Annotated in this window: 14 protein-coding genes; 11 read left to right on the plus strand and 3 right to left on the minus strand. The window is 72.6% G+C overall.

The features are described from left to right. Positions 1 to 9 precede the first annotated feature (9 nt). Positions 10 to 705: a maleylpyruvate isomerase family mycothiol-dependent enzyme gene (locus O7599_RS31595; RefSeq protein ID WP_281623597.1), complete on the minus strand. Its 696-nt coding sequence runs from the start codon at positions 703 to 705 to the stop codon at positions 10 to 12. Between the two features lie 225 nt (positions 706 to 930). On the opposite strand from O7599_RS31595, the gene uvrA reads away from it, so the two are divergent. Next, positions 931 to 3,903 (plus strand): excinuclease ABC subunit UvrA, encoded by a 2,973-nt coding sequence (uvrA, locus tag O7599_RS31600; RefSeq protein WP_281619024.1) that lies wholly within the window; start codon positions 931 to 933, stop codon positions 3,901 to 3,903. 472 nt (positions 3,904 to 4,375) lie between these two features. Beyond that, positions 4,376 to 7,735 (plus strand): phosphodiester glycosidase family protein, encoded by a 3,360-nt coding sequence (locus tag O7599_RS31605; protein WP_281619025.1) that lies wholly within the window; start codon positions 4,376 to 4,378, stop codon positions 7,733 to 7,735. Positions 7,736 to 7,788: 53 nt separating this feature from the next. On the opposite strand, the gene O7599_RS31610 is transcribed toward O7599_RS31605, so the two are convergent. Together O7599_RS31610 and O7599_RS31615 are read right to left on the minus strand one after the other, a co-directional pair. Beyond that, entirely contained in the window at positions 7,789 to 8,733 is a 945-nt protein-coding gene (locus O7599_RS31610; RefSeq protein WP_281619026.1) for a carbohydrate kinase, read from the minus strand. A 74-nt stretch (positions 8,734 to 8,807) separates the two neighbouring features. Continuing rightward, the gene (locus tag O7599_RS31615) at positions 8,808 to 9,422 is read right to left on the minus strand and encodes a hypothetical protein (RefSeq protein WP_281619027.1); all 615 of its coding nucleotides are present in this window, start codon (positions 9,420 to 9,422) and stop codon (positions 8,808 to 8,810) included. A gap of 166 nt (positions 9,423 to 9,588) precedes the next feature. Between O7599_RS31615 and uvrC the strand changes: the two genes are divergently transcribed. From uvrC to secG, 9 genes are all read left to right on the plus strand, one after another. Further along, positions 9,589 to 11,607 (plus strand): excinuclease ABC subunit UvrC, encoded by a 2,019-nt coding sequence (uvrC, locus tag O7599_RS31620; RefSeq protein ID WP_281619028.1) that lies wholly within the window; start codon positions 9,589 to 9,591, stop codon positions 11,605 to 11,607. Positions 11,608 to 11,625: 18 nt separating this feature from the next. Continuing rightward, positions 11,626 to 12,582, plus strand: coding sequence for an RNase adapter RapZ (gene rapZ / locus O7599_RS31625; RefSeq protein ID WP_281619029.1), 957 nt, complete (start codon positions 11,626 to 11,628; stop codon positions 12,580 to 12,582). Continuing rightward, the gene (yvcK, locus tag O7599_RS31630; protein WP_281619030.1) at positions 12,579 to 13,613 is read left to right on the plus strand and encodes a uridine diphosphate-N-acetylglucosamine-binding protein YvcK; all 1,035 of its coding nucleotides are present in this window, start codon (positions 12,579 to 12,581) and stop codon (positions 13,611 to 13,613) included. The genes rapZ and yvcK overlap by 4 nt, the downstream gene beginning before the upstream one ends. Continuing rightward, the gene (gene whiA, locus O7599_RS31635; RefSeq protein ID WP_027771335.1) at positions 13,604 to 14,581 is read left to right on the plus strand and encodes a DNA-binding protein WhiA; all 978 of its coding nucleotides are present in this window, start codon (positions 13,604 to 13,606) and stop codon (positions 14,579 to 14,581) included. Before yvcK ends, whiA begins: the two co-directional genes overlap by 10 nt. 178 nt (positions 14,582 to 14,759) lie before the next feature. Beyond that, positions 14,760 to 17,747, plus strand: a complete 2,988-nt coding sequence (locus O7599_RS31640) for a M14 family metallopeptidase (RefSeq protein ID WP_281619031.1) — start codon at positions 14,760 to 14,762, stop codon at positions 17,745 to 17,747. 200 nt (positions 17,748 to 17,947) lie between these two features. Further along, on the plus strand, positions 17,948 to 18,952 hold the full coding sequence (gene gap / locus O7599_RS31645) for a type I glyceraldehyde-3-phosphate dehydrogenase (RefSeq protein ID WP_281619032.1): 1,005 nt from the start codon (positions 17,948 to 17,950) through the stop codon (positions 18,950 to 18,952). Positions 18,953 to 19,142: 190 nt separating this feature from the next. Continuing rightward, on the plus strand, positions 19,143 to 20,363 hold the full coding sequence (locus tag O7599_RS31650; RefSeq protein WP_281619033.1) for a phosphoglycerate kinase: 1,221 nt from the start codon (positions 19,143 to 19,145) through the stop codon (positions 20,361 to 20,363). Between the two features lie 8 nt (positions 20,364 to 20,371). Continuing rightward, a complete protein-coding gene (gene tpiA / locus O7599_RS31655) occupies positions 20,372 to 21,157 on the plus strand; it encodes a triose-phosphate isomerase (protein WP_281619034.1) in 786 nt (261 codons plus the stop codon). 146 nt (positions 21,158 to 21,303) lie between these two features. Further along, the gene (gene secG, locus O7599_RS31660) at positions 21,304 to 21,531 is read left to right on the plus strand and encodes a preprotein translocase subunit SecG (RefSeq protein WP_281623598.1); all 228 of its coding nucleotides are present in this window, start codon (positions 21,304 to 21,306) and stop codon (positions 21,529 to 21,531) included. Positions 21,532 to 21,646: the final 115 nt, after the last annotated feature.

A 21,646-nucleotide genomic window follows, 5' to 3' on the forward strand; every position in this document is an offset into this window, starting at 1 on the left:
CTCAGCCTCTCAGAGCGGGGGCAGGGTCGGCAGCACGGCGCCGTCCTCGGTGCGTACGCCCGCGCCCGTGGTGCGGCCGGCGAGCCAGCCCATCAGGGCGTACGGGGCGCCGGTGACCCGTACCGGTCCACCGGTACCGGTGGACCGCGCGGCGCCCGTGGTCCAGGTCTGCCCGCCGGGCGCGTGGAGCGACAGCGGGGGAACCTCCTCGTTGCCCGCGAAGCGGGCGGAGAGGAACTCGATCTCGCGGGTCACGAAGTCCTCCGGGAGCTGGTCCAGCGTGTACCCGGCGGCCAGGTCCACGTGGTGCAGCTCCACCTCCACCAGCCGCCGGAACGGGATCCGGGCCATGACGTCCGTCACGCCGCCTCGCAGCTCGCACCGCGCCGACCAGCCGTCCGACGGGATGCCCGCCGCCGTCTTCGCCAGCCGGTCCGCCGTCGCCCGTACGTCGTCGAGCTGCTCGGCCAGCGGGCGGGGGGCGCCCGCGGCGATGTCGGCGTCGCGGGCTTCGGCGCTCGGGTACATGGGGCGGCCGGTGAGCACGTTGACCAGGGCGTCCGCGTTGCGGGCGAGGTGGGTGAGCACGTGGCCGCGGGTCCAGCCGGGCAGCGCGCTGGGCGCGCGGACCGCGTCGTCCCCGAGCGAGTCGAGGCCGGCGGCACGGTCGAGCAGGCTGTCGGTGGCGGCTCGTAGGGTGGCCATGTCGCGTACGGGCTCGTACGTGCGACCTGCGCTTTCTGTCATCGGATCCCCTGGAGTCGAGCGGGTGGGAATGCTGGGCAGGGCTGCGTTGTCAGACCCAGACGTTAGCGTGTGGCTCGATGGGAGAAAGCCGCGGACAGCTCCGCGGCCACCCCCATACGCTTGACAAGGGGTGCCGCCCGCACCGGACGGTCCCCGCCGCTCATCAAGAAAGGTCCGACCGGCGTGGCCGACCGTCTCCTCGTCCGTGGCGCTCGCGAGCACAATCTGAAGAACGTCTCCATCGACCTGCCCCGCGACTCCCTCATCGTCTTCACGGGACTCTCGGGGTCGGGCAAGTCGTCCCTGGCGTTCGACACGATCTTCGCCGAGGGTCAGCGCCGCTACGTCGAGTCGCTGTCCAGCTACGCCCGGCAGTTCCTCGGCCAGATGGACAAGCCGGACGTCGACTTCATCGAGGGCCTGTCGCCGGCCGTCTCGATCGACCAGAAGTCCACGTCGCGCAACCCGAGGTCGACGGTCGGCACGATCACCGAGGTCTACGACTACCTGCGGCTGCTCTTCGCCCGTATCGGCAAGCCGCACTGCCCGGAGTGCGGCCGGCCGATCACCCGGCAGTCGCCGCAGGCGATCGTGGACAAGGTGCTCGCGCTGCCGGAGGGCAGCCGCTTCCAGGTGCTGTCGCCGCTGGTGCGCGAGCGCAAGGGCGAGTTCGTGGACCTCTTCTCCGACCTGCAGTCGAAGGGGTACAGCCGGGCGCGGGTCGACGGGCAGACGTCGTCGCTGACCGACCCGCCCAAGCTGAAGAAGCAGGAGAAGCACACGATCGAGGTGGTCGTCGACCGCCTCACCGTCAAGGAGAGCGCCAAGCGGCGGCTGACCGACTCCGTCGAGACCGCCCTCGGGCTCTCCGGCGGCATGGTCATCCTCGACTTCGTCGACCTGGACGAGGACGACCCGGACCGCGAGCGGATGTACTCCGAGCATCTCTACTGTCCGTACGACGACCTGTCCTTCGAGGAGATGGAGCCGCGCTCCTTCTCCTTCAACTCGCCGTTCGGCGCCTGCCCCGACTGCACGGGCATCGGCAGCCGGATGGAGGTCGACCCGGAGCTGATCGTCCCCGACCCGGACAAGTCGCTGGACGAGGGTGCCATCCACCCGTGGTCGCACGGGCACACGAAGGACTACTTCGCCCGGCTCGTCGGCGCGCTCGCCGACGACCTCGGCTTCCGTACGGACATCTCCTGGGCGGGGCTGCCGCAGCGGGCGCAGAAGGCGCTGCTGCAGGGGCACCGGACGAAGATCGAGGTGCGCTACCGCAACCGGTACGGGCGCGAGAGGTCGTACACCACGTCCTTCGAGGGCGCCGTGCCGTTCGTCAAGCGGCGGCACGCGGAGGCGGAGAGCGACGCCAGCCGCGAGCGCTTCGAGGGGTACATGCGGGAGGTCCCCTGCCCGACGTGCAACGGGACGCGGCTGAAGCCGGTCGTCCTCGCGGTCACGGTGCAGGACAGGTCCATCGCCGACATCTCGGCGATGTCGATCAGCGACTGCGCCGACTTCCTCGGCGCGATGGAGCTGACCGACCGGGAGAAGACCATCGCCGAGCGGGTGCTGAAGGAGGTCAACGAACGGCTGAGGTTCCTGGTCGACGTCGGCCTGGACTACCTGTCGCTCAACCGCGCCGCGGGCACCCTGTCCGGCGGCGAGGCCCAGCGCATCCGGCTCGCCACGCAGATCGGCTCCGGCCTCGTCGGCGTGCTGTACGTGCTGGACGAGCCGTCGATCGGGCTGCACCAGCGGGACAACCACCGGCTGATCGAGACCCTGGTGCGGCTGCGGAACCTGGGGAACACGCTGATCGTCGTCGAGCACGACGAGGACACCATCAAGACCGCCGACTGGATCGTCGACATCGGCCCGGGCGCCGGCGAGCACGGCGGCACGGTGGTGCACAGCGGCTCGATGAAGGAGCTGCTGGACAACGAGGCGTCGGTCACCGGGCAGTACCTGTCGGGGAAGAAGGAGATCCCGACGCCGGAGATCCGCCGGCCCGTCGACGGCAAGCGGCAGCTCGTCGTCCGCGGGGCACGGGAGAACAACCTCCAGGACATCGACGTGGCCTTCCCGCTCGGGGTGCTCACGGCGGTCACGGGCGTCTCGGGGTCGGGGAAGTCGACGCTGGTCAACGACATCCTGTACACGCATCTGGCGCGCGAGCTGAACGGCGCGCGGAGCGTGCCCGGCCGGCACACCCGGGTCGACGGGGACGACCTGGTGGACAAGGTGGTGCACGTCGACCAGTCGCCCATCGGCCGTACGCCGCGCTCCAACCCCGCGACGTACACGGGCGTCTTCGACCACGTCCGCAAGCTGTTCGCGGAGACGACGGAGGCGAAGGTCCGCGGCTATCAGCCGGGCCGCTTCTCCTTCAACGTCAAGGGCGGTCGCTGCGAGAACTGTTCCGGCGACGGCACCATCAAGATCGAGATGAACTTCCTCCCGGACGTGTACGTGCCGTGCGAGGTCTGCCACGGGGCGCGGTACAACCGCGAGACGCTGGACGTGCACTACAAGGGCAAGTCCATCGCCGAGGTGCTGGACATGCCGATCGAGGAGGCGCTGTCCTTCTTCGAGGCGGTGCCGGCCATCGCGCGCCACCTCAGGACGCTCAACGAGGTGGGCCTCGGGTACGTGCGGCTGGGCCAGCCCGCGCCGACGCTGTCGGGCGGCGAGGCGCAGCGGGTGAAGCTGTCGAGCGAGCTGCAGAAGCGCTCGACCGGCCGCACGGTGTACGTGCTCGACGAGCCCACGACGGGGCTGCACTTCGACGACATCAAGAAGTTGATAGGAGTGCTGACCGGGCTGGTCGACAAGGGCAACACGGTGATCGTCATCGAGCACAACCTGGACGTCATCAAGACCGCGGACTGGGTCGTCGACCTCGGCCCGGAGGGTGGCAGCGGCGGCGGGCTGGTGGTCGCGGAGGGCTCGCCGGAGGAGGTGGCGGCGGTGCCGGCCAGCCACACCGGGAAGTTCCTGCGGGAGATCCTGGGCGACCGGGTGAGCGATTCACCTCCGGTGCGGAAGCGGGCGACGGCTAAGAAGGCGGCGACGGGCGCGAAGGCGACGGCGGCCAAGGCGCCCGCCAAGGGGGCGGCGGCGAAGAAGACGGCGGCCAAGCGGCGCGGCTGAGGGCCGCGGCCGCCCCCTCGGCCCGCCACCCGCGTCCGGGCGGTGCAAGCCGCGCGCCGCCTGCCGCACGGGGCCGCGCCGGCACGCCCAGCGCGGGCCGAGCGGCGTGGCTGACGCGCGGGCCCGGCGTGTGGGAGGCCGTCTTCCGTCGGGCCGCCTCGCTGCGCGCCGGTCGCCCTTACCGCGCCGCGCGGTGCCCGCGCACGGCCGGGTCCCGCCGACACGCCGCCCACCGCGTCCCACCTGGTACGGACCTGCCTGACGGGGTCTCAAATGACGGACCCGCGGCGGCAATTGTTCCGTCGGAGTTTGCGCGCGCCCTCTGGTGTAGACCACCTTCCGCTGCCAGGCTGTGGCCCGCCGTGCGCAAGAAGCGTGCGTTCCCGTGTCGTTCCAAGGAGAAAACGTGCTCAGAGCGGGAGTACGCAGTAAACCCTTCCGACCCAGAGCCGTCGCGGCAGCGGCGGCTTCCTTGTTGCTCCTCGGGGCCCCCGCGGCCGTCGGCCAGGAGCGGCCCGCCGCGGGCGGCGCCGCCGGCCCCGTCTCCGTACCGGCCGGCGAGGGCATGGACATCGCCTCCGTCTCCCGGCCCGTCGCCCCCGGCATGGAACTGACCTCCTTCGAGCGGCTGGAGACCGACAAGTGGCTCAAGGCCGACGCGCTCAGCGTCGACCTGAGCGCCGGCACCCGCGTCGACCACCTCGGCGGCAAGGTCTCCCAGCGCGCCCCCGTCTCCGAACTGGCCGCCGAGCACGACCCCGGCCCCGGCCGCACCACCGTGGCCGCCATCAACGCCGACTTCTTCGACATCAACGAGACCGGCGCGCCGCTCGGCCCCGGCGTCGAGGAGGGCCGCCCCACGCACTCGCCCGCGCCCGGTGTCTCCGAGGCGGTCGGCGTCGGTCCCGACCAGGCGGGCCGCGTGCTCGACCTCTACTTCGACGGCACCGTCACCCTCCCCGACGGCGAGCGCCCCCTCGGCGCCTACAACGCCGCCAACGTCCCCGCGGACGGCATCGGCGCGTACAACGCCCAGTGGGGCGAGGCCGACCGCGCCCTGACGGTCGACGGCGCCACCGAGGTCACCGAGGTCGCCGTCCGGGACGGCAAGGTCGCCGAGGTGACCGCCGGGCCCGGGAAGGGCGCCATAGCCGAGGGCACCACGGTGCTGGTCGGCCGCGACACCGGCGCGAAGGTCCTCGCCGAACTCGCGCCGGGTGACGCCGTGCAGGTGGAGTACGACGTCCGCACCGACGACGGCAGCCCGGTGCCCCGTACCGCGGTCGGCGGGCGCGGCATCCTCGTCCAGGACGGCGTACCGCAGGACTGGGAGGGCCGGCCGAACAACACCGCCGCCCCCCGCACCGCGGTCGGCTTCTCCCAGGACGGCGGCACCATGCACGTGCTGACCGTCGACGGCCGCCAGGCGGACGCCGGTGGCGTCACGCTCACGCAACTGGCGAAGATGATGGACGCCCTCGGCGCGTACGACGCGCTGAACCTCGACGGCGGCGGCTCCTCCACCCTCGTCGCCCGCGCGCCCGGCTCCGACGAGCGGTTCGTGGAGAACTCGCCCTCGGACGGCCAGGAGCGGGAGGTCCCCAACGGCCTGGCGTTCACCGCCCCCGGCGGCAGCGGCAAGCTCAAGGACTTCCGCGTCACCACCGCCGCCGACCCGGCGCTCGCCCCCGGCGTCGACCCGGTGCCCGGCGGCCACCCCGACCGCGTCTTCCCGGGCCTGACCCGCGACCTGGACGCCGCCGGTTACGACGAGACGTACGGTCCCGCCGCCGGCAACCCGTTCTGGTACAGCACCAGGCCCGACGTGGGCACCGTCGACCGCGACGGCACGTTCACCGCCCGCCGCGGCGGCACCGCGAAGGTCACCGCCCGGCGCGGCGGCGCGGACGGGAGCGTCGAACTGACCGTCCTGGACCGGCTGGAGCGGATCACGCCCACCAGCGAGCGCGTCGGCCTCGCCGACCCGCGGGACGAGACGGCCTTCGGCATCGTCGGCCGCGACGCCCACGGCGTCAGCGCCCCCGTCGACCCCGCCGACGTACGCCTCGACTACGACCGCGCGCTGTTCGACATCGCCCCCGACGCGCGCGGCGGCGGCTTCACCGTCCGCGCCCGTACCTCCGAGCCGACCGCCTCCGGCGTGCTCAAGGCGACCGTGCAGGGGAAGGTCACCCACGTCGCGCTGACCGTCGGCCTCACCGCGGCGGAGCTGGCGGACTTCGACGACGCGGCCGACTGGACGTTCTCCACCGCCCGCGCCACCGGCTCGCTCGCTCCGGAGCCGGAGGGCCACACGGGCGCCGGGATGAAGATCACGTACGACTTCTCCCAGTCCACCGCCAACCGCGCCGCCTACGTCACGCCCCCGCAGCGCATCGACGTCCCGGGCCAGCCGCTGAGCTTCGGGCTGTGGATCAAGGGCGACGGCAAGGGCGCCTGGCCGTCGCTGCACCTGAAGGACGGCGCGGGCGCCGACCTCGTGCTCCGCGGCGACTACGTCACCTGGCAGGGCTGGAAGCAGGTGGTCTTCCAGGTGCCGGAGGGCACGCAGTACCCGCTGTCCGTCTTCCGCTTCTACCTCGCGGAGGCCAAGCCCGCCAGCCAGTACAGCAGCGAACTGGTCATAGACGAGCTGACCGCGCAGAGCCCGCCCGAGGTGGACCTGCCGCAGACGCCGGCGCACCGCGACCCGCTGATCGACTCCGGTGCCGAGACGGCGGACCGGGACTGGCAGTACGCGGTGATGTCCGACGCGCAGTTCGTCGCCCGCGAGCCGGACAGCGCCATCGTCCGGCAGACCCGGCGCACGCTGCAGGAGATCAGGGCGGCCCGGCCCGACTTCCTCGTCATCAACGGCGACCTGGTCGACGAGGGTTCGCCCGAGGACCTGACGTTCGCCCGCTCGATACTCGAAGAGGAACTGGGCGACGCCGTGCCCTGGTACTACGTGCCCGGCAACCACGAGGTGATGGGCGGCTCGGTGGCCAACTTCGTCGCCGAGTTCGGCCCCGCGCAGCGGACGTTCGACCACAAGGGCACCCGCTTCCTGACCCTCGACACCTCCTCGCTGACGCTCCGCGGCGGCGGCTACGCGCAGATCGCCGAGTTCAAGCGGCAGTTGGAGGCGGCGGCGCAGGACCCGTCGGTGCGCTCGGTGACCGTCGTCCAGCACGTGCCGCCGCGGGACCCGACGCCGCAGCGCGCCAGCCAGCTCAGCGACCGCAAGGAGGCGCGGGTGCTGGAGGACTGGCTGGCGGACTTCCGGGCCCGTACGGGCAAGGGCGCGGCGTTCGTCGGCGCGCACGTCGGCACCTTCCACGCCGAACACGTCGACGGCGTGCCGTATCTGATCAACGGCAACTCCGGGAAGAACCCGTCCACCGCCCCCGGCGAGGGCGGGTTCTCCGGCTGGTCGCTGATCGGCGTCGACCACGTCTCGTGGGGTGAGCAGCAGAAGGCCCGGTACGCGCCGTACCGCGGGCTGCCCGACTGGGTCTCCGTGCAGACCCGGCCGCACGTGGACGGGCTGGCGGTGACCGCGCCCGAGGAGGTCCGCGTGGGCCGCTCGTCGGCGGCGACGGCGTCGGTCGCGCAGGGCACGCGGCAGGTGCCGGTGGCCTGGCCGGTCAGCGCGGACTGGTCGGGTACGGACCGGCTGCACATCGGGCCGCCGCGGTCGGCGGACCGGGGCGACATCGCGGCGTACGACCCGGCCACCGGCGAGGTGACGGGGCTGCGGCCGGGGACGGTCACGCTGACGGTGACGGTCAACGGCGTCACGCAGGGCGACCGGGTCACGGTCACCCGGTAGCGGCGGGGCGGCCGCGGGGTCCCGAGGGGCCCCGCGGCCGTATCCGGCCCGGGTCAGCCGTCCGCGGTCTCCGCCAGCTCCGCCGCGTACGGGGGCTCGGCGCCGGCGCGCGAACAGGTGATCGCCGCCGCCCGGGCGGCGTAGCCGAGCGCGGCGCGCCAGCCGGCGGCGTCGAGACCGGCCAGGGCGCCGGGGGTGAGGGCCCCGTGGGTGCCGAACCAGTGCAGCAGCGCCGCGTTGACGGTGTCGCCGGCGCCGATCGTGTCGACGACGTCGACCGGCGGCGCGGCCACGTCGTACCGCTCCGGCCCCTGCGCGAGGACCGCGGTCAGCCCGTCGCCGCCGCGGGTCAGCACCGCGGCCCGCGGGCCTGCCGCCAGCCACTCCGGCAGCGCCTCGGCCCAGGGCCGCCCGCCGGCGAGCCACTGCGCGTCCTCGACCGACAGCTTCAGCAGCGCCACGTGCGGCAGCCAGGAGCGGAAGCGGGCGCGGTAGGCGTCGGCGTCCGCGATGAGCCCGGCCCGGATGTTCGGGTCGAGGAGGGTGAACACCCCGTCCGCGCAGGCCCGTTTCAGCAGCGTCTCGTACGCGGTCGCCCCCGGCTCCAGCACCAGCGAGCACGTCCCCACAGCCAGCGCCCGCGACTGCGCGGGAAGCGCGTCGGGCGCCCGGAACAGCCGGTCGGCGGTGCCCTCGGCGTAGAAGCGGAAGCCGGCCGACCCGTCCGGGCTGACGTCGGCGACGGCCAGCGTGGTGGGCTCCGCCCCCCGCTGGACGAGGCGGGTGTCCACCCCCGCGGCGTCGAGTCCGGCCATCAGCGCCGCCCCGAAGGCGTCCGTGGACACCCGCGAGGCGAACGCCACGTCCGCTCCGAGCCGCCCGAGCGCCACCGCCGTGTTGTACGGCCCACCGCCGCGCACGGGCCGCAGCGCGGGAAGCACGCCCCCGCCGCCGCCCGGCACGAGGTCGATCAGAGCTTCCCCACCAACCACGATCATGCGCCAAGTATGACCGCACCCCGCCCACACCCCGGGCCCGTATCCCCACGCCCCGACGCCCGCCTCGTGCCCGCTCAGTCGCCCGGGGCGACCCCCGTCCGGCCCAGGAGCCGGCCCGCCCGCTCCCGCGTACGCCGGGTGGCGGCCTTGCCCGACGACAGGACGACGATCAGGAGCACGACCAGGACGCCGTCGATGACGAGGATCGCCTCCAGGTAGTCGCGCACGGAGTCCGCATGGAAGGCGGCGGCCACCGCGACGATGACGATCCACAGGACCATGACGACCACGAACTGGCGTCTGCGCTTGCCGACGTAGGACTTCTCGGTCGCATCCAGCCGGAACCGGGCAAACAGCAGATCGACTTCGGGTCCGACCTCCGGCAGGGGGACCAGCCGCCGGCGGCCGGGGCGCATGCCCGGGAGCCGGCCGCCGCGGTGCGCATCCGGGTGGGCCCGTGCGGTGCGGTTCGCCCGGTCGGCGGCGTCCGGCAGGCGCCGGAAGAGGAGGGCCGGGGCGGAGGCCGTGGGCGAGGAGACGATGCGGTCGTAACGGTAGCCGTACTGTTCGGCGACGTAGACGAAGGCCGCCAGCTTCCGCGACGAGATCCACGGGCTCCGCAGCAGATGCGTGCCGCTGCCCTGCCCCGCGCTGCGCAGGAGGGATGCGACTTCCCGCTGCACCGCCACCGAACCTCCCCGGGGTCGCCCGCCACCACGACTCTCGCAGGTGTACGGGGGCGGCGGAACCGGATCCGCGGTCGCCGGGTCCCGGATGTCACCGGTGTGTCGCGGGCTTGGTACACGGGTGTCGGCGGGCGGCCCGGCGTCGGTGGGCGACAGTAGGGTGGGGACCATGGCCGATCCGTCCAGTTACCGTCCCAAGCCCGGACAGATTCCCGACTCTCCGGGGGTCTACAGGTTCCGGGACGAGCACGGCCGGGTCATCTACGTCGGCAAGGCCAAGAGCCTGCGGCAGCGGCTCTCGTCGTACTTCCAGGACCTCGCCGGGCTGCACCAGCGCACGCGCACGATGGTCACGACCGCCGCCTCGGTGGAGTGGACCGTGGTGGCCACCGAGGTCGAGGCGCTCCAACTGGAGTACACCTGGATCAAGCAGTACGACCCGCGGTTCAACGTCAAGTACCGGGACGACAAGAGCTATCCGTCCCTCGCCGTGACCCTCAACGAGGAGTTTCCGCGCGTGCAGGTCATGCGCGGCCCCAAGCGCAAGGGCGTGCGCTACTTCGGGCCGTATGCACACGCGTGGGCCATCCGCGAGACCGTCGACCTCATGCTCCGCGCCTTCCCGGTGCGGACCTGTTCCGCCGGGGTGTTCAAGCGCAGCGAGCAGATCGGCCGGCCCTGCCTGCTGGGGTACATCGACAAGTGCTCCGCGCCCTGCGTCGGCCGGGTCACGGCCGCGGAGCACCGGGAGCTGGCCGAGGAGTTCTGCGACTTCATGGCGGGCCGCACGGGGACGTACCTGAAGCGGCTGGAGCGGCAGATGCACGAGGCCGCAGACGAGATGGAGTACGAGAAGGCAGCGCGGCTGCGTGACGACATAGGGGCGCTGACGAGCGCCATGGAGAAGAACGCGGTCGTCCTCGCCGACGCCACCGACGCCGACCTGGTCGCCCTCGCCGAGGACGAGCTGGAGGCGGCGGTGCAGATCTTCCACGTCCGCGGCGGCCGGGTCCGCGGCCAGCGGGGCTGGGTCACCGACCGGGTGGAGGCCGTCGACACCGCTGGTCTCGTGGAGCACGCGCTGCAGCAGCTCTACGGCGACGAGCAGGCCGAGGGCATCCCGCGCGAGGTGCTGGTGCCGGCGCTGCCGGAGCCGGCGGGGCCCGTGCGGGAGTGGCTCACCGAGCGCCGCGGGGCCCGGGTGGACCTGCGGGTGCCGCAGCGCGGCGACAAGAAGGACCTGCTCGCCACGGTCGCGCGGAACGCGCAGCAGGCCCTCGCCCTGCACAAGACCAAGCGCGCCTCCGACCTGACCACCCGCTCGCGGGCGCTGGAGGAGATCGCCGAGGCGCTGGAGCTGGACTCCGCGCCGCTGCGCATCGAGTGCTACGACATCTCCCACCTGCAGGGCGACGACGTCGTCGGCTCCATGGTCGTCTTCGAGGACGGCCTCGCCCGCAAGAGCGAGTACCGCCGCTTCGAGATCAAGGGCTTCACCGGCCAGGACGACGTGCGCGCGATGCACGAGGTGGTCACCCGCAGGTTCCGGAGGTACGTGCAGGAGAAGCAGAAGACGGGGGAGTGGGGTGATCCTGAGGCCGAGGCGGCGGCCGAGCGCAGTCACGGGGACGCCCCCGCGGTCGCGATGGGGGACGGGCCCGCCGGGCGGGATCCCGACACCGGGCGGCCCCGGAAGTTCGCGTACCCGCCCCAGCTCGTGGTCGTCGACGGCGGTCAGCCGCAGGTCGCCGCCGCCAAGCGGGCCCTCGACGAGCTGGGCGTGGACGACGTGGCCGTCGTGGGCCTCGCCAAGCGCCTCGAAGAGGTCTGGCTGCCGCACGGCGACGACCCCGTCATCCTGCCGCGCAGCAGCGAGGGCCTGTACATGCTGCAGCGCGTACGGGACGAGGCCCACCGCTTCGCCCTCGCCTACCAGCGCAAGAAGCGGGCCAGGAGCATGAAGGCCGGACCGCTGGACGACGTGCCAGGGCTGGGCGAGAGCCGCCGCCGGGCGCTCCTGAAACATTTCGGTTCGGTGAAACGGCTCAGAGCTGCGACTATTGATCAGATCTGTGAGGTTCCCGGCATCGGCCGCAAGACGGCCGAAAACATCGCCGCGACCCTCGCGCAATCGGCACCGGCCGCGCCGGCGGTGAACACCGCCACCGGAGAGATCATGGACGAGTGAGGACCGGGGGACAGAACGATGAACGAGCACGGGACAGACGAGACCGACGAGACCGCCGTGACCACGGGTGACCTTGCCCCCGGGCAGGGCGAGACGGGTGACTCCGGGCAGGCGGGCATCCCCGAGCTGGTGATCATCTCCGGGATGTCGGGTGCCGGCCGGAGCACCGCCGCGAAGTGCCTGGAGGACCTCGGCTGGTTCGTCGTGGACAACCTGCCGCCCGCCCTCATCCCCACCATGGTGGAGCTGGGTGCCCGCTCGCAGGGGAACGTGGCGCGGATCGCGGTCGTCGTGGACGTCCGCGGCCGGCGCTTCTTCGACAATCTGAAGGAGTCCCTGGCGGACCTGAAGGAGAAGCACGTTCCCCGGCGCATCGTCTTCCTGGAGGCGGCGGACAACTCGCTGGTGGCCCGCTTCGAGTCCGTACGCCGCCCGCACCCGCTGCAGGGCGACGGCACGATCCTCGACGGCATCACCGCCGAGCGCGACCTGCTGCGCGAGCTGCGCGGCGACGCCGACCTGGTGATCGACACCTCCAGCCTGAACGTGCACGAGCTGCGCGCGAAGATGGACGCCCAGTTCGCCGGCGGCGAGGAGCCCGAGCTGCGGGCCACGGTGATGTCCTTCGGCTACAAGTACGGCCTGCCCGTGGACGCCGACCTGGTGGTGGACTGCCGCTTCCTGCCGAACCCGCACTGGGTCCCCGAGCTGCGCCAGTTCACCGGGCTGAACGAGGACGTCGCGCAGTACGTCTTCAACCAGCCGGGCGCCAAGGAGTTCCTCAACGGCTACGCGGAGCTGATGCACCTGGTCACCGAGGGGTACCGGCGCGAGGGCAAGCGGTACGTGACCGTCGCCGTCGGCTGCACCGGCGGCAAGCACCGCTCCGTCGCGATGTCCGAGCGGCTGGCCCGCCGGCTCGCCTCGGACGGGATCGAGACCGTCGTCGTCCACCGGGACATGGGGCGCGAGTGAGCCGGATCGCCGGCGGCCGGAACCTCCGGCTGCGCCGCCGGGGCGCACGCAGGCCCGGTTCGCAGCCGAAGGTGGTCGCGCTCGGCGGGGGGATGGGCCTGTCGGCCTCCCTCGCCGCGCTGCGCCGGATCACCGGCGATCTCACCGCGGTCGTCACGGTCGCCGACGACGGCGGCTCGTCCGGCCGGCTCCGCGCCGAGCTGGGCGTGCTGCCGCCGGGCGACCTGCGCAAGGCGCTGGCGGCGCTCTGCGGCGACGACGACTGGGGCCAGACCTGGTCCCGCGTCATCCAGCACCGCTTCACCAGCCAGGGCGAGCTGCACGACCACGCCGTCGGCAATCTGCTGATCGTCGCGCTCTGGGAGCAGCTCGGCGACCACGTCCAGGCCCTCGACCTGGTCGGTACGCTCCTGGGCGCACACGGCCGGGTGCTGCCGATGTCCGCGGTGCCCCTGGAGCTGCGCGCCGACGTGCGCGGCCACGCGCCGGAGCACCCCGAGCAGGTCACCACGGTGGCCGGCCAGGCCACCGTGGCGCTCACGCCCGGCGAGGTGCAGCAGGTCCACCTGGTGCCCGCCGACCCGCCGGCCGTCCCGGCCGCCGTCGAGGCCGTCCGCGAGGCGGACTGGGTGGTGCTCGGCCCGGGCTCCTGGTTCTCCTCCGTCATCCCGCACCTGCTGGTGCCCGATCTGCGCGAGGCCCTGGTGGAGACCAAGGCCCGCAAGGTCCTCTCCCTGAACCTCGCCCCGCAGCCGGGGGAAACGGACGGATTTTCCCCGCGGCGTCATTTGGAGGTTTTGCGACGACACGCCCCTAAACTCGCCTTCGACGTGGTGCTGGCCGACAAGGATGCAGTGCCCGGCGCGGCAGAGCGCGACGGGTTGCGCGAGGCTGCGAAAGAGCTTGAGGGCTCGGTCGAGCTGGCGCCGGTGGCGCGGACCGACGGGACTCCCCGGCACGATCCGGAGCTGCTGGCCGCCGCGTACGACCGTATTTTTCGGATGCATGGAAGGATCGGGCCATGGCGATGACGGCAGCGGTGAAGGACGAGATCTCGCGGCTCCCCGTGACCCGCACGTGCTGCCGCAAGGCGGAGGTCTCATCCACGCTGCGGTTCGCCGGCGGGCTGCACCTGGTCAGCGGCCGGATCGTGATCGAGGCCGAGCTGGACACCGGGGTCGCCGCGCGCCGGCTGAAGAAGGACATCCTGGAGATCTTCGGGCACGGCTCCGAGATGATCGTCATGGCCCCGGGCGGGCTGCGCCGCAGCAGCCGGTACGTGGTCCGCGTCGTCGCCGGCGGTGAGCAACTGGCCCGGCAGACCGGCCTGGTCGACGGCCGCGGCCGGCCCATCCGCGGGCTGCCCCCGCAGGTCGTCTCCGGCGCCACCTGCGACGCCGAGGCCGCCTGGCGCGGCGCCTTCCTCGCCCACGGCTCCCTGACCGAGCCGGGCCGCTCCTCCTCGCTGGAGGTCACCTGCCCGGGCCCGGAGGCGGCCCTCGCCCTGGTCGGCGCCGCCCGCCGGCTCAGCATCCCGGCCAAGGCCCGCGAGGTGCGCGGCGTGGACCGCGTGGTCGTACGGGACGGGGACGCCATCGGCGCCCTGCTCACCCGGCTCGGCGCGCACGAGTCGGTGCTGGCCTGGGAGGAGCGCCGGATGCGGCGCGAGGTGCGCGCCACGGCCAACCGGCTGGCCAACTTCGACGACGCCAACCTGCGCCGCTCCGCGCGCGCGGCGGTCGCGGCGGGCGCGCGGGTGCAGCGGGCCCTGGAGATCCTCGGCGACGAGGTGCCGGAGCACCTGGCGGCGGCCGGCCGGCTGCGCATGGAGCACAAGCAGGCGTCGCTGGAGGAGCTGGGCGCCCTCGCCGACCCGCCGCTGACGAAGGACGCGGTCGCGGGGCGTATCCGCCGGCTGCTCGCCATGGCCGACAAGCGCGCCGGCGACCTCGGCATCCCCGGCACGGAGGCGAACCTGACGGAGGAGATGGTGGGCTGACGCCCCGTCCGCCCGTCCGCCGGCTGCTGCTCCGCTCCCGTCTCCCGTCCCCCGGGCGTCCCCTGCCCCGCGTCCGCACCGCGGGTTCTCCGCCCCTCCGGCATCTTGACGTGGACATGAGCGACCCGCAGCCTGACTGCTGTTCGGCCACCAGACAGGCAACCCCAAAGGGGGGCACATGAGACGAAGAGCCGGTGCGATCCTCGCGTCAGCCGCCTTGCTGCTCGGCGGCCTCGCCGCCGCGCCCACCGCCGGTGCCGTCCCCGGCGACGGGCCGGCCCCGGCCGCCGGGGCCGGCGCCGACGAGGTCAAGGTCTTCACCGCGGACGTCACCCGCGCCCAGGTCCCGCTGTTGCTCGCCGCGGGGCAGGACGCCCACGAACTCGGCGAGCGGGCCCCGGCCCGCGGCACCGCCGAGGTCGAGCTGTTCCTGACCGACGCCCAGGCCGCGGACCTGGAGCGGCAGGGCGTCGACCTCACCGAGCGCACCGTCCCGGCCCGCGCCGAGGCGCGCACCGAGGCCGCGGCCGAGGGCGTCTTCCGCCCGTACGGCGGTGCGGGCGGGCTGCAGGAGGAACTGGCCGGGATCGCCCGGCAGTACCCGAAGCTCACCAAGCTCGTCTCGATCGGCACGACCCTCCAGGGCCGGGACATCCTCGCCCTGAAACTCACCAGGGGCGCCAGGACGGTCCGGGACGGCGCCAAGCCCGCCGTGCTCTACATGTCCAACCAGCACGCCCGCGAGTGGATCACCCCGGAGATGACGCGCCGGCTGCTGCACCACTTCCTCGACGGCTACGGTACGGACCGCAAGCTCACCCGGATCGTCGACTCCACCGAGCTGTGGTTCGTGCTGTCCGCCAACCCCGACGGCTACGACTGGACGCACGACCCCGACGGCGCGCGCCTCTGGCGCAAGAACATGCGCGACGTCAACGGCGACGGACAGTACACCGCCGGCGACGGCGTGGACCTGAACCGCAACTTCTCCTACAAGTGGGGCTACGACAACGAGGGTTCCTCGCCCAGCCCGCGCAGCGAGACCTACCGCGGCCCCGGACCCGCCTCCGAACCCGAGACCCGCGCCGTCGACGCCTTCCAGAAGCGCATCGGCTTCGAGTACGGGATCAACTACCACTCCGCCGCCGAACTGATCCTCTACGGCGTCGGCTGGCAGGTCGCCACCGACACCCCCGACGACGTGCTCTACCGCGCGCTCGCCGGCACCCCGGAGAACTCCGCCGTCCCCGGCTACCGCCCCCAGGTCTCCTCCGAGCTGTACACCACCAACGGCGAAGCCGACGGCCACGCCGCCAACGTCAACGGGATGATGATGTTCACCCCGGAGATGACGACCTGTCAGACGGCGTCCGCCATCGACCCCGACGACGCCTGGCACCCCGGCGACTGCCAGTCGGGTTTCAACTTCCCCGACGACGAGAAGCTGATCCAGGACGAGTTCGCCAAGAACATCCCCTTCGCCCTCTCCGTCGCCGAGACCGCCGCCCACCCCGACCAGCCGTCGTCCTCCGTCGGCATCGAGGCCCCGGACTTCACACTCGACGAGTTCGACACCTCCTACGCCCGCTCCCGCGGGCACCGCGCCGGCGGCGCCGATCAGGAAGTCTCCGTCGTCGCCCGCAAGTCCGTACGGGACAAGGAGCTGAACTACCGCGTCAACGACGGCCGTACCCGCGACGAGGACGTCCGGCCCTGGAAGGGCGGCGAGACCTACGGCGGCGAGGACAACGTCCTCTTCGACGAGTACCGCGCCGAGGTCGAGGACGTCGGGCCCGGCGACGAGGTGGAGGTCTGGTTCACGGGCCGCACCCGCACCGGCAAGCGCACCGCGAGCGAGCACTTCACGTTCACCGTCGCCGAGCGCCCCCGCGCCGACGTCCTCGTCGTCGCCGAGGAGGGCGCCGAGGCCCGGCACGCGCGCACCTACGTCGACGCCCTGCGCGCCTCCGGCCGCTCCGCCGCCGTCTGGGACGTCGCCGTCCAGGGGCCCCCGCACGCCCTCGGCGTCCTCGGCCACTTCCGCGGCGTCGTGCACTACACCGGCGCCGGCGCCCCCGGCGGCGACACCCAACTCGCCCTGCGCGCCTACCTCAACGAGGGCGGCAAGCTGGTCGAGGCCGGCGAGCAGGCCGGCGGCGACGCGCTCGTCGGCCGGGCCGAGACGGACGACTTCAGCCAGTACTACCTGGGCGCCTACTCCCGCTCCGCCACCGTCGGGCCCGGCGGCTTCACCGGCGCCGGCGCACTGCGCGGCGCGAACGGGAGCCTCGGCGACGCCGGGGGCGGCAACCCGCTGGACGGCGCCGGCGCGTACACCGTCACCTCCGACGCGCTGCCGCCCGCCGAGTTCCCGCAGTTCGCGTCCGCGCAGGCCGGGACGTACGAGGGCGGCGTCAACCCGTACGCCCCGTACGAGGGTGAGTGGATGACGATCGCCGGGCACGAGAACAACGACTGGCAGCGGCTCACCCGCACCGTCGACCTCACCGGCGTCACCGCCGCCGAGGCACCCGAGTTGCGCACCGCGCTCAACTGGGACACCGAACCCGGCTACGACTTCGTCCTGCTGGAGGCCCGCACCGCAGGCGGTGAGGACTGGACGACGCTGCCGGAGGCCGGCGGGGCCACCACGGACCAGGTGCCCGAGGAGTGCGGCGCGGGCTTCTTCATCCAGGCCCACCCCTTCCTGCGCCGCTACCTCACGCAGGGAGCCGACGGCTGCACCGCGAGCGGCACCAGCGGCGCCTGGCACGGCCTGACGGACTCCTCCGGCGGCTGGCAGGAAGTTGCGTACGACCTGTCCGCCTACGCCGGCAAGCAGGTCGAACTCTCCCTGTCGTACGTCACGGACCCGGGGACCGGCGGCAGCGGCGTCTTCGCCGACGACACCGCCGTCGTCGTGGGCGGCGCAGAGCGCGACGCCGAGGGCTTCGAGAGCGGACTCGGCGCCTGGTCGACGCCGGGACCGCCGCCCGGCAGCCCCGCGGCCGAGGCCGACTGGGCGCGTTCCGGCAAGCTCTTCGAGAGCTACGCGGCCGTCTCCACCCGCGACACCGTCCTCGTCGGCTTCGGGGTCGAGCACCTCGGCGACCCGGCCGCACGCGCCGCTCTTCTGAGCCGCGCACTGTCCCATCTGAGGCGCTGACACAGGCCCGCTGACCGGCGACGACGCCGGATCGCCGCGGCGGCCCGCAGCCCCGCTCGAGGGTTCGGGCCGCCGTCGGCGTCACCGGCGGGGTCCGGGCCCCCCGCGGGGGCGGAAGCGGTAGGGTCGGCAGTGGTCGGGGATTCCCAGTCAGAGCACCGGTCGATGAAGGACCGGCGTACCAACGAGGAGATCGGTTCGTGACGATCCGCGTAGGCATCAACGGCTTCGGCCGCATCGGCCGCAACTACTTCCGCGCCATCCTGGACCAGGGTGCGGACATCGAGGTCGTGGCGTTCAACGACCTGGGTGACGCCGCGACCATCGCACACCTGCTGAAGTACGACACCCTGCTCGGCAAGCTCAAGGCCGAGGTGAGCCACACCGCCGACGCGATCACCGTCGGCGGGCGCGCCATCAGGATGCTCGCCGAGCGCGACCCGGCGAACCTGCCCTGGGGCGACCTCGGCGTGGACGTGGTCATCGAGTCCACCGGCATCTTCACCAAGGCCGAGGACGCGAAGAAGCACCTCGACGCCGGCGCCAAGAAGGTCATCATCTCCGCGCCCGCCAAGGGCGAGGACATCACCATCGTGATGGGGGTCAACGAGGACTCCTACGACCCGGCCTCCCACCACATCATCTCCAACGCCTCGTGTACGACGAACTGCGTCGCCCCGATGGCCAAGGTGCTGGACGAGAACTTCGGCATCGTGCAGGGCATGATGACCACCGTCCACGCCTACACCAACGACCAGCGCATCCTGGACTTCCCGCACAAGGACCTGCGCCGCGCCCGCGCCGCCGCCGAGAACATCATCCCGACCACCACCGGCGCCGCGAAGGCCACCGCGCTCGTCCTGCCGCAGCTCAAGGGCAAGCTGGACGGCATCGCCATGCGCGTGCCGGTGCCCACCGGCTCCGTCACCGACCTGGTGGTCGAGCTGAGCCGCGAGGTCACCAAGGACGAGGTCAACGCCGCGTACCAGAAGGCCGCCACGGGCCAGCTCAAGGGCATCCTGGAGTACACCGAGGACCCGATCGTCTCCTCGGACATCGTCAACACCGCGCCGTCCTGCACCTTCGACTCCCTGCTGACGATGGCGCAGGGCAAGCAGGTCAAGATCGTCGGCTGGTACGACAACGAGTGGGGCTACTCCAACCGCCTGGTCGACATCACCTCCTTCGTCGGCGAGCGCCTCTGAGGGCGGCACACCCGCCGCGCCGGCCCTGCCGGGCGGCAGCCGGGGCGCCGCGGCTCCCCGTACACCTCACGTGGGCCGGGGCCCGGCCGCCGCACGGCGGCGGGGCCCCGCTCGTTCCGACGACCGGGCCGCCGCGCGCGCCGCTTCGCGGCGGCGTGCGGGCGGTGTCAGCAGTGACGCAGGAGTCTCCATGAAGACGCTCGACGACCTCCTCGGCGAAGGCATCGCCGGCAAGCGGGTCTTCGTCCGCGCCGACCTCAACGTGCCGCTGGACGGCACCACCATCACCGACGACGGCCGCATCCGCGCCGTCGCCCCGACGATCGCCAAGCTGGCCGAGGCCGGCGCGCGGGTGGTCGTCGCCTCCCACCTCGGCCGCCCCAAGGGCGCGCCGGATCCGGCGTTCTCCCTCGCACCGGTGGCGCGCCGGCTGGGCGAACTGCTCGGGGACTCCGCGAAGAAGACGGAGTTCGCCACGGACACCGTGGGCGAGAGCGCGAAGGCCACCGTCGCCGGGCTCGGCGACGGCGAGGTCACGCTGCTCGAGAACCTGCGGTTCAACCCCGGCGAGACCGCGAAGGACGACGCCGCGCGCGGCGCGTTCGCCGACGAGCTGGCCGGGCTGGCCGACGTGTACGTGGGCGACGGCTTCGGCGCCGTCCACCGCAAGCACGCCTCGGTGTACGACCTGCCCGCCCGGCTGCCGCACTACGTCGGCTACCTCATCGCCGCCGAGGTGGGCGTCCTGCGCAAGCTCACCGAGGACGTCGCGCGGCCGTACGCGGTCGTGCTCGGCGGCGCCAAGGTCTCCGACAAGCTCGGGGTCATCGACCACCTGCTGGAGAAGGCCGACCGCATCCTCATCGGGGGCGGCATGGCGTACACCTTCCTCAAGGCCCAGGGGTACGAGGTCGGATCCAGCCTGCTGCAGGAGGAGCAGGTGCCCGCCGTCCGCGAGTACCTGGCGCGGGCCGAGCGACTCGGCGTGGAGTTCGTGCTTCCCGTCGACGTGGTCGCCGGCCGGGAGTTCCCGGACGTCAAGGCGCAGGCGCCGACCGAGCCCGTGACCGTACCGGCCGACGCCATCCCCGCCGACATGATGGGGCTGGACATCGGCCCGGAGTCCGGCCGCCTCTTCGCCTCGAAGATCGCCGACGCCGCCACGGTCTTCTGGAACGGGCCGATGGGCGTCTTCGAGCACCCCGACTACGCCGAGGGCACCCGCGCGGTCGCGCAGGCCCTGGTGGACAGCTCCGCGTTCTCCGTCGTCGGCGGCGGCGACAGCGCCGCCGCGGTGCGGATCCTGGGCTTCGACGAACGGGCATTCAGCCACATCTCGACCGGTGGCGGCGCCAGCCTCGAATACCTCGAGGGCAAGACGCTCCCCGGCCTCGCCGCACTGGAGGACTGAGCAGAACGATGACCGACAAGCCCACCCGCATCCCGTTCATGGCGGGCAACTGGAAGATGAACCTCAACCACCTCGAGGGCATCGCACACGTCCAGAAGCTCGCCTTCGCGCTCCACGACAAGGACTACGAGGCCGTCGAGGTCGCGGTCCTGCCGCCGTACACCGATCTGCGCTCGGTGCAGACGCTCGTGGACGGCGACAAGCTGAAGATCAAGTACGGTGCCCAGGACATCTCGCCGCACGACGCCGGCGCCTACACGGGCGACGTCTCGGGCCCGATGCTGGCCAAGCTCCACTGCACGTACGTCGTCGTCGGCCACTCCGAGCGGCGGCAGTACCACGGCGAGGACGACGCGCTCGTCAACGCCAAGGTGAAGGCCGCGTTCAAGTACGGCATCACGCCCATCCTGTGCATCGGCGAGGGTCTGGACGTGCGCAAGGCCGGCGACCAGGTCGCGCACACCCTCGCGCAGCTCGACGGGGCGCTGCAGGACGTCGGCGCGGCGGACGCGGAGAGCATCGTCGTCGCGTACGAGCCGGTGTGGGCCATCGGCACCGGCGAGGTCGCCACCCCGGAGGACGCCCAGGAGGTCTGCGGCGCGATCCGGCGGCGGCTGGGCGAGCTGTACGACGAGGACGTGGCGGGCGCGGTACGCATCCAGTACGGCGGCTCCGTCAAGAGCGGCAACGTCGCGGCGATCATGGCCCAGCCCGACGTGGACGGCGCGCTGATCGGCGGCGCCTCGCTCGACGCCGACGAGTTCGTCAAGATCGTCCGCTTCCGCGACCAGTGAGGCCGGCGGCCCCGGGCCACTTCCCCCCAGCCGGGGAGTAGGCCCGGGCCGCCTGTTCGTCGTAGGCTGGCGGGGGTCACGCAGGATGACTGCGCCGGCCCCTTCCGTACCCGTCCGTCACCGAGAGAGTTGGAAAAGCCGTGACCGTGGCGTTCTCCATCGCCCTGATCATCTTCAGCGGGCTGCTGATGATGCTCGTCCTCATGCACAAGGGCAAGGGCGGCGGCCTGTCCGACATGTTCGGCGGCGGCATGCAGTCCTCCGTCGGCGGCTCCTCCGTCGCCGAGCGCAACCTCGACCGGATCACCGTGGTCGTCGGCGTGATCTGGTTCGCCATCATCGTCGTGCTGGGCCTGATTATGAAGTTCGACTGATGATGAAGTTCGACGGCTGAGCCACCACAGCGACCGACGGTACGTAGACTAGGGCGCCCGCGGCGGGGTCGCCGACGATGCCTCGCCGCATTTCACGCAGGGAGTTACGACCGTG

It is taken from the genome of Streptomyces sp. WMMC500 (assembly GCF_027497195.1).
Lineage (GTDB): Bacteria > Actinomycetota > Actinomycetes > Streptomycetales > Streptomycetaceae > Streptomyces.

Bases quoted from the DNA above. Each gene is read 5' to 3' on its own strand.
- O7599_RS31595 (WP_281623597.1), bottom strand. From the start codon at position 705: ATGGCCACCCTACGAGCCGCCACCGACAGCCTGCTCGACCGTGCCGCC.
- O7599_RS31610 (WP_281619026.1), bottom strand. From the start codon at position 8,733: ATGATCGTGGTTGGTGGGGAAGCTCTGATCGACCTCGTGCCGGGCGGC.
- uvrC (WP_281619028.1), top strand. From the start codon at position 9,589: ATGGCCGATCCGTCCAGTTACCGTCCCAAGCCCGGACAGATTCCCGAC.
- rapZ (WP_281619029.1), top strand. From the start codon at position 11,626: ATGAACGAGCACGGGACAGACGAGACCGACGAGACCGCCGTGACCACG.
- whiA (WP_027771335.1), top strand. From the start codon at position 13,604: ATGGCGATGACGGCAGCGGTGAAGGACGAGATCTCGCGGCTCCCCGTG.
- O7599_RS31640 (WP_281619031.1), top strand. From the start codon at position 14,760: ATGAGACGAAGAGCCGGTGCGATCCTCGCGTCAGCCGCCTTGCTGCTC.
- O7599_RS31650 (WP_281619033.1), top strand. From the start codon at position 19,143: ATGAAGACGCTCGACGACCTCCTCGGCGAAGGCATCGCCGGCAAGCGG.
- tpiA (WP_281619034.1), top strand. From the start codon at position 20,372: ATGACCGACAAGCCCACCCGCATCCCGTTCATGGCGGGCAACTGGAAG.